Origin of the sequence: Mesorhizobium sp. M7A.F.Ca.US.002.01.1.1 (assembly GCF_004022955.1) — a bacterium.
Classification (GTDB): Bacteria; Pseudomonadota; Alphaproteobacteria; order Rhizobiales; family Rhizobiaceae; genus Mesorhizobium; species Mesorhizobium ciceri.
This window is the reverse complement of the sequence record NZ_RZQE01000266.1, coordinates 1-8,180: the sequence shown is the minus strand read 5'-3', so window position 1 is coordinate 8,180 and position 8,180 is coordinate 1. Positions and strand designations below refer to the sequence as shown.

Annotated in this window: 7 protein-coding genes and 1 pseudogene; all 8 read left to right on the top strand. The window is 61.7% G+C overall.

Annotation, left to right across the window (positions count from 1 at the left end):
- The coding region (locus tag EN932_RS22750) for a phosphatidate cytidylyltransferase (protein WP_164890576.1) at window positions 1–507 on the top strand (507 nt) is incomplete at its 5' end.
- Window positions 508–609: 102 nt separating this feature from the next.
- Complete coding sequence (rseP, locus tag EN932_RS22745) at window positions 610–1,752, top strand: RIP metalloprotease RseP (RefSeq protein ID WP_024503348.1); 1,143 nt, start codon at window positions 610–612, stop codon at window positions 1,750–1,752.
- A 217-nt stretch (window positions 1,753–1,969) separates the two neighbouring features.
- Window positions 1,970–4,342, top strand: a complete 2,373-nt coding sequence (gene bamA / locus EN932_RS22740; protein WP_027161557.1) for an outer membrane protein assembly factor BamA — start codon at window positions 1,970–1,972, stop codon at window positions 4,340–4,342.
- A gap of 75 nt (window positions 4,343–4,417) precedes the next feature.
- A complete protein-coding gene (gene lpxD, locus EN932_RS22735) occupies window positions 4,418–5,476 on the top strand; it encodes a UDP-3-O-(3-hydroxymyristoyl)glucosamine N-acyltransferase (RefSeq protein WP_127368447.1) in 1,059 nt (352 codons plus the stop codon).
- Window positions 5,469–5,936: a 3-hydroxyacyl-ACP dehydratase FabZ gene (fabZ, locus tag EN932_RS22730; protein ID WP_013531753.1), complete on the top strand. Its 468-nt coding sequence runs from the start codon at window positions 5,469–5,471 to the stop codon at window positions 5,934–5,936. Before lpxD ends, fabZ begins: the two co-directional genes overlap by 8 nt.
- Window positions 5,937–5,949: 13 nt before the next feature.
- A complete protein-coding gene (gene lpxA / locus EN932_RS22725) occupies window positions 5,950–6,783 on the top strand; it encodes an acyl-ACP--UDP-N-acetylglucosamine O-acyltransferase (RefSeq protein ID WP_013531752.1) in 834 nt (277 codons plus the stop codon).
- Entirely contained in the window at window positions 6,770–7,672 is a 903-nt protein-coding gene (locus EN932_RS22720) for an LpxI family protein (protein WP_164753762.1), read from the top strand. The genes lpxA and EN932_RS22720 overlap by 14 nt, the downstream gene beginning before the upstream one ends.
- Window positions 7,665–8,180, top strand: a pseudogene (locus tag EN932_RS22715) (lipid-A-disaccharide synthase); the annotation flags it as partial. The gene EN932_RS22720 and the pseudogene EN932_RS22715, both read left to right, overlap by 8 nt.

Sequence of the window (8,180 nt, the reverse complement as noted above, 5' to 3'; positions counted from 1 at the left end):
GATGCGAGCGGCCTCGCCTATGCCGCGGTTTCAGGCCTGTCGCTCGCCTTGCTGCGCGATGGCGATCGTTCGGGCCTCATTGCCATCCTGTTCCTGTTTGCGGTCGTCTGGGCCACCGATATCCTTGCCTATTTCGTTGGCCGTGCCGTTGGGGGGCCGAAACTGGCGCCCTCTATCTCGCCCGGCAAGACGCGCAGCGGCGCGCTCGGCGGTGCGCTCGGCGGCGTCGTCGCCGGGCTGGTCCTCGCCGTAGCTGCCGGTGTCGGCAATCTGGCATTGCTCGGCCTGGTGGCGCTCGTGCTGTCGATTGTCTCGCAGGCAGGCGACCTGTTTGAATCCTGGGTCAAGCGCCGCCATGGCCGCAAGGACTCAGGCGCGCTCATCCCGGGCCATGGCGGCGTCATGGATCGTGTCGATGGGCTTGTCGCAGCTGCATTCGCCCTATACGTCATCGGCTGGATTTCGGCGAACGCCGATCATCCGGCGCAGGGTCTGTTTCCCGTTTGAGTGGTGTCATTTCAGGTCCTTTGCGCGATGCGCCTTGGATTCGCCCGGATTGGTGTCACAGTCACGGCGCAGTCTGCGCCGTGGAAGAATTGAGGGTTTGTCTTGAACGAGATTCTTCACGCGCTTTTCAGCACACAAGGCTTTGTCCTCGGCACGCTGGTGCCATTCCTCTTCGTGCTGACCGTGGTCGTGTTCGTCCACGAAATGGGCCATTACCTTGTCGGGCGCTGGTGCGGCATCGGCGTCAGGGCCTTCTCGATCGGCTTCGGCCCGGAACTCTTCGGCTTCAACGACAGCCACGGCACGCGCTGGAAACTGTGTGCGATACCGCTTGGCGGCTATGTCAAATTCGTCGGCGACATGAACGCCACATCGAGCCAGCCGACGTCGGAAGAAATTGAAACGCTGACCGCGGAAGAGCGCAAGGTCGCCTTCCACACGCAGCCGATCTGGAAGCGCGCGGCAACGGTGGTGGCCGGACCGCTGTTCAATTTCCTGCTGACGATCGTCGTCTTTTCCGTGCTGTTCACCGCCTATGGCCGCTATGTCGCCGAGCCGATGGTGGCCGAGGTGACCGCCGACAGCCCGGCGGCGAAGGCCGGCATCCTTCCCGGCGACCGATTCGTCAGCGTCGACGGCAACAAGGTCGAAACCTTTGGCGACGTTCAACGCCTGGTTTCGGGCCGTGCGGACGACGCAATCACTTTCGTCATGCTGCGCGACGGCCGGGAGGTCACTGTGACCGCGGCACCGCGGCTGATGGAACAGGAAGACGCGCTCGGCAACAAGGTCAAGGTCGCTGTAATCGGTGTCGTCAACAACAAGGAACTCGGCCAGCCACGGCTCATCACCTACACGCCTGTTGGAGCTGTCGCGGCAGCGGTCGAGGAAACCGGTCACGTCATCCAGCGCACCGGCCAGTTCCTGCAGCGCTTTGTTGTCGGGCGCGAAGACAAATGTCAGCTGGGCGGCCCGGTGAAGATCGCCGACATGGCGGGCAGGGCTGCGAAACTGGGATTCGAATGGCTCGTGCAGCTGGTTGCACTGCTATCCGTTGGCATCGGAATTCTGAACCTTTTGCCGATTCCCCCCCTCGACGGCGGTCACCTCTTGTTCTACGGGGTGGAGGCTGTCATTCGCCGTCCGGTGTCGGAACGGATGATGGAAATGGCCTATCGGGCCGGGTTGCTTCTGGTGCTGTGCTTCATGGGGTTCGTTTTTTGGAACGATCTGTTTGGGTGCTGAAATCATGAAGAAATTTGGCTTCTGCATGGACGATGTTGAGACGCCGTTTACCATGCAAGGGGATATGAGTGACGCGAAAGCCACGCCGCAGGGTTAAGTAAATACAAATTAACCAGAAGCCTTGCGTGTAGGGAAAATCCGGTTAATACGGTAGGGGAAATTACCGCACGTCCGGTTTTCTCGCCGTGGGGACTACGAGAAAAGGTTATTAAGCCCGATGAAGGCAGCATCCAAGTTTCTAAGCGCCGCGTCCGCGGTGACCCTGTCCGCGGCCATGGTCGTGCCAGGCGCGCTCGCAGTGCAGTTCGTTGCCACATCGGCGGCTGAAGCCGCTGTCGTCAGCAGAGTCGAAGTAAGCGGCAACCAGCGTATCGACGCTGAGACCATCCGCAATTACATCACCATCAAGCCGGGCAAGGCTTTCTCCAGTTCCGATATCGACGGTGCGGTCAAGGCACTGTTTGGCACCGGCCTGTTTTCGGATGTGCAGATCAACCAGGTCGGCTCGACGCTGGTGGTGAAGGTTGCCGAGTATCAGGTTGTCAACCAGGTGCTGTTCCAGAACAACAAGAAACTCAAGGACAATGCGCTCGCGGCGGCGGTGCAGCTGAAGCCGCGCGGAACGTTCTCGCAGGCGACGCTCGATGCCGACGTGGAGTCGGTCAAGGCTGCCTACAAGCGCATTGGTCGCGACGACGTGACCGTGACCACGCAGGTCATGCAGCTTGGCGACAATCGCGTGAATGTGGTCTTCAACATTGCCGAAGGCGATCGCACGCAGATCGCGGCGATCAATTTCGTCGGCAACAGCGCCTATTCCAGCCGCCGCCTGTCGGATATCATCAACACCAAGCGTTCGTCCTGGGTTTCCTTCATCCTGCGCGACGACGTCTACGACGATGACAAGCTGCGCGCGGACCAGGAGCTGCTGCGCCGCTTCTACTACAATCACGGCTATGCCGACTTCCAGGTCGTGTCCGCCGTCGGCGAGCTCGACAGCGCGACGAACAAGTACACGGTCACCATCACCGTCCAGGAAGGCGACCGCTACACGTTCGGCGATGTCAGCGTCGAGAGCACGATCCCTGAAGTCGACGGCAAGTCGCTGGAATCGGTGATCGAGACCCACAAGGGTGACGTCTACAACGCCAAGAACGTCGAGGATTCCATCATCGCGCTGACCGAGAAGGTGGCCGGTTCCGGCTATGCCTTCGCGCAGGTCACGCCGCGCGGCGACCGCAATTTCGAGAACCACACCATTTCGGTGGTCTATACGATCGACCAGGGCACCAAGGCCTATATCGAGCGCATCGAGATCCGCGGCAACGATCGCACGCGTGACTATGTCATTCGCCGGGAGTTCGACGTCAGCGAAGGCGACGCCTTCAACCAGGTGCTCATCCAGCGCGCGAAGAAGCGCCTGGAAAACTTGAATTACTTTGAGAAAGTCGACATCTCGACTGTGCCGGGTTCGCAGCCCGACCAAGTCGTTCTGGTGGTTGACGTGGTTGAGAAGTCGACCGGCGAGTTCTCGGTGGGTGCTGGTTATTCGACCGGTGGCGACACGGCCGGTCCGTCGGTCGAAGGCTCGGTGACCGAGCGCAACTTCCTCGGCCGCGGCCAGTTCATCAAGGTGTCTGCGGGCGGCGGCAAGAATTCGCGCGACTACAGCCTGTCCTTCACCGAGCCTTATTTCCTCGGACGGCGCATCGCCGCCGGTTTCGACATCTTCAAGCAAACCCGGAACTACGATCATTACGACAGTGACACCACGGGTGCGACCGTGCGTTTCGGCCTGCCGATCACCGACAGCATCACGACGCAGCTAGCTTACAACATCTCGCAAGAGAAATATAAGCTGGATGATGATTGCGTGACCGGTGGCATTTATGATCCCCTTAAGTGCAATGTTTCCGACGCTATCCTGGATGGCATAGAGCAGAGCCCATGGATCAAGTCTTCGGTTAGCCTGGGATTGGTCTACAACACCATCGACGACATGAAGAACCCGCACGAGGGTATCTACGCCACCACGACGGTGGAAGTCGCGGGTCTCGGTGGCGATGCAAAGTTCGTGAAGGTCACGGGGCGAGGCAGCATCTACCAGACGCTGTCGGAGCAGTATGATCTGGTCGGACTTATTTCGGGCGGCGCCGGTCATGTCGAAGGCTACGGCGGCGACGGCGATCTGCGCGTGTTCGATCACTTCCAGAGCAGCGACCGCATGATCCGCGGCTTCGCCTACGGCGGCATCGGTCCGGTCGACAACGACGGCGCTGGCGACCATCTGGGCGGCACGACCTATTTTAACGCCTCGGCGGAAGCCCAGTTCCCGCTTCCGGTCGTTCCAGAGAGCTTCGGCCTGCGTGGCGCGGTCTTCGCGGATGCGGCCACGCTCTACGGCAGCAAGGTTGCCAACGACTTGGTCGACCAGTCGACGGTGGGCATGAAGCTGCGCGCTTCGGTCGGTGTTGGCTTGATGTGGGCGTCGCCGTTCGGTCCGATCCGTATCGACTACGCGATCCCGGTCAAGAAGGAAGCGTCTGACGACGTGCAGGAATTCAACTTCGGCATATCGACCCGCTTCTGATCGGCGGCCAACGATGCTCCCGGGTCTTCAGGGTCCGGGAGAAATGTTCCGACCTAGCTGGATATAGCTTCTGGAATGACCGATCCGGTGTTCTTCGCGCCATCACGCCGGTATACGGCGGGCGAAGTCGCGAATCTGACCGGCTCGGTGCTTGTCGATTCCGGCCACTCCAATATTTTGATCGAAGCACTCGCGCCGGCCAGCGAGGGCGGCGAGAATGCGCTCGTCTTTGTCGACGGCAAGCGTAATTCCGCGCTGATGCCGTCGCTGCGGGCTGCCGCGGTGCTGTGCCCGGCGGAATTTGCCGGCAAGGCGCCGGCAAGCGTTGCCGTTCTCATTCATCCGCGTCCGCAGCAGGCCTTCGCGCTGATCGGGCGTCTGCTGTTTCCGAGGGCAGCGACACCAGGGCCGATGACCAGTGAAACCGGCGTCTCGCCGCACGCTCATGTCGATGCGACCGCGCATGTCGAAGCCGGTTCCGTCATCGAGGCCGGCGCGGTTATCGGGCCAGGCGCTTCGATCGGCAGCGGTACTGTCATCGCCCCGAATGCGGTCATCGGACAATCCTGCCAGATCGGCCGCGACGGCTATGTCGGTCCGGGCGCCAGCATCCAGTATGCCTTGATCGGCAATCGCGTCATCATTCATGGCGGCGCCAGGATAGGCCAGGATGGTTTTGGCTTCGTCGGCGGGGCCAAGGGTCCCGAACGCGTGCCGCAGATCGGCCGTGTCGTTATCCAGGACGACGTCGAGATCGGCTCCAACACCACCGTCGATCGCGGCGCCATGTCCGATACGATCATCGGCCAAGGCACCAAGATCGACAATCTCGTGCAGATCGCCCATAACGTCCGCATCGGCCGCAATTGCATAATAGCCGGGCTTTCGGGTATTTCGGGTTCTGTGGTCGTGGGTGACAATGTCACCATGGGCGGCGGCGTGGGGCTTGCGGATCACCTGACCATAGGGACAGGGGCCAAGCTTGCCGCCAGAAGTGGATTTATGAGCAATGTCCCTGCAGGCGAGATCTGGGGCGGCTATCCGGCACAGCCGATGGCGGAAGCCATGCGGGAGATAGCCATGCTGCGCAAGCTCGCCAGGACCCGCAAACAGGGCGAGGGAGGCAATGGCTGACATGATCGCGTCGACGACGCTGGAAGCGGTCGACATCATGGGGCTGATGAAGCTCCTGCCGCACCGCTATCCGTTCCTGATGATCGATCGTATCGTCGACATCGATGGCGACGAATCCGCCATCGGCATCAAGAACGTGACCATAAACGAGCCGCATTTTCAGGGCCATTTCCCTGAGCAGCCGGTCATGCCGGGTGTGCTCATCGTTGAGGCGATGGCGCAGACGGCCGGCGCCATCTGTATCCGCAGCCTGGGTACCGAAAAGCCGTCGCTGGTCTATTTCCTGACCATCGACAACGCCAAATTCCGCAAACCGGTCGTTCCCGGCGACCAGTTGAAGATCTATGTCAAGAAAATCAAGAAACGCGGCAACCTGCTCAAATTCGCTTGTGAAGCCATGGTCGACGGCGCCAAGGCGGCCGAGGCCGAGATTTCAGCCATGATGGTCACCAGCGACTGACGATCGAGTGCTTATGAAAATCAAGACATCCATCCATGCTTCCTCCATTGTCGAGGAAGGCGCCAAAATCGGCCAAGGTGTGCGCATCGGGCCGTTCTGCCATGTCGGCGCCGATGTGGTGATCGGCGACGACGTCGAACTGGTCAGTCATGTCTCGGTGATGGGCGCGACGTCGATCGGCGCCTCGACCAAGGTCTACCCGATGGCGACATTGGGCGCGCCGCCGCAGAACACCAAGCACAAGGGCGGCCGAACCACCCTGGTCATCGGCAGGAACTGCACGATCCGCGAAGGCGTGACGATGCATCTCGGCACCGATTCCAGCCGCGGTGAGACGACGGTCGGCGACAACGGCAATTTCCTCGCCTACGCCCATATCGCCCATGATTGCGTCGTCGGCAACAATGCGACGTTCGCCAATGGCGCAACGCTGGGCGGCCACTGCGAGGTCGGTAACAACGTCTATATCGGCGGCCTGACCGCAGTGCATCAGTTTGTCCGCATCGGCGACAACGCCTTTCTGGGCGGTTGCTCCGCGATCGTCGGCGATGTCATCCCCTTCGCCATAGCGGTCGGCAACCGCGCCAGTTTGCGCGGTCTCAACATCATCGGGCTCAAGCGCTCCGGCCTGCCGAGGTCCGAAATCCTTGTGCTGCGCAAGGCTTACAGGATGATCTTCGATCGTTCCCGCACTGTTGGCGAGAACATCGAGTTCGCCAAGGCGGAGTTCGCGTCGTCGCCGACCGCCATGAAGATCATCGATTTCATCACCAGTCGCGGCAAGCGGCACTATGCTGTGCCGTCGCTCAAGGGCGGCGATGGCGACGACGTCGATGACGAAGACTGAGACAGCGGCAGCGCGTCTTGATCTTCCGCCGGGCTCCAGGGTCGGCATCATTGCCGGCGGCGGCAGTCTGCCGGTCGAAGTCGCGGCCGGCTCGGTTGAACAAGGCTATCCGCCCTTCGTCATCCTGATGGAAGGCGAGGTCGACCGCATCGCGGAGCTCTCCCGATACGATCATGAAAGCCTCGCTCTGGAAGGTATAGGCTCGCTGGTCCCATTGCTACGGCGGCACCGGATCACCCATCTGGTGCTTGCAGGCGAGATCAAGCGCCGGCCGCGATTGCTTGCGCTGCGCCCCAGTCTCAGCCTGCTCGCGGTAATTCCGCTGGTCGTCTTGGCGCTCGCGCGTGGCGACGATGGCCTGCTGAAGGTCTTGGCGAGGGGCCTCGAAGCCCGTGGAATAAAAGTTGTCGGCGCCCATGAAGTCGTGCCGAGCCTTGTCGCCGCCGAAGGCGTCCTGACCAACGCCGCGCCACAAAAGTCGGACTGGCGTGACATCGAGGCAGGCCTTGCCGCAGCAAAAGCCATCGGGGCGCTGGACATCGGCCAGGCCGCGATCGCCATCGGTGGCCGGACCATTGCGCTGGAAGGCATCGAAGGAACAGCCGGATTGCTTGAGCGGGCAAAGCTTTTACGCGGCCACGGCCGTATTGCGGGCAAGACCCGCGGCGTCCTGGTCAAGTGCGCCAAGCCTGGCCAGGAACTGCGAGCGGATCTTCCGTCCATCGGCCTGCAGACGGTCGAAGCAGCGCATGCAGCCGAGCTTGCCGGGATTGCCGTCGAGGCGGGACGTTCGCTGGTTCTCGAAGGTCCTGAAACCATCGCGCGCGCCAACGCACTCGGCCTGTTCGTCATTGGCCTGCCTGCCACGACGGAGCCGCACAGTGGCTGACAGGGCATTGAAGATCGCGATTGTTGCCGGCGAGGAGTCCGGCGACCTGCTCGGCGCCGACATAGTACGCTCGCTCAGGCAGGCGGCCGGGCGCGAGGTGCAACTCGTCGGCCTCGGCGGCCGTCATTTGCAGACGCTGGGACTGGTCTCGCCATTCGATGCCGGCGAGATCGCCCTCATGGGGTTCAGTGCCGTCCTGCGCGACCTTCCGCGCCTGATGCGGCGGATCAGCCAACTGGCCAAGACCGTTGCCGACGAAAAGCCGGATTGCCTCGTCACCATCGACAGTCCGGACTTTTCGTTGCGCGTCGCCAAAAAGGTGCGTGCGGCCAACCCGTCGATTCCGATCATCCACTATGTCTGTCCCAGCGTATGGGCGTGGCGGCCGGGCAGGGCGGTCGCGATGAAGCCCTATGTCGACCACATCCTCTGCATCCTGCCTTTCGAGGTTAAGGAGTTGGAGCGGCTCGGCGGGCCACCGGGCACCTATGTCGGGCATCGCCTGACG

Coding starts and splice junctions, on each gene's coding strand:
- bamA (WP_027161557.1), top strand. CDS start 1,970: ATGAAGGCAGCATCCAAGTTTCTAAGCGCCGCGTCCGCGGTGACCCTG.
- lpxD (WP_127368447.1), top strand. CDS start 4,418: ATGACCGATCCGGTGTTCTTCGCGCCATCACGCCGGTATACGGCGGGC.
- fabZ (WP_013531753.1), top strand. CDS start 5,469: ATGGCTGACATGATCGCGTCGACGACGCTGGAAGCGGTCGACATCATG.
- lpxA (WP_013531752.1), top strand. CDS start 5,950: ATGAAAATCAAGACATCCATCCATGCTTCCTCCATTGTCGAGGAAGGC.
- EN932_RS22720 (WP_164753762.1), top strand. CDS start 6,770: ATGACGAAGACTGAGACAGCGGCAGCGCGTCTTGATCTTCCGCCGGGC.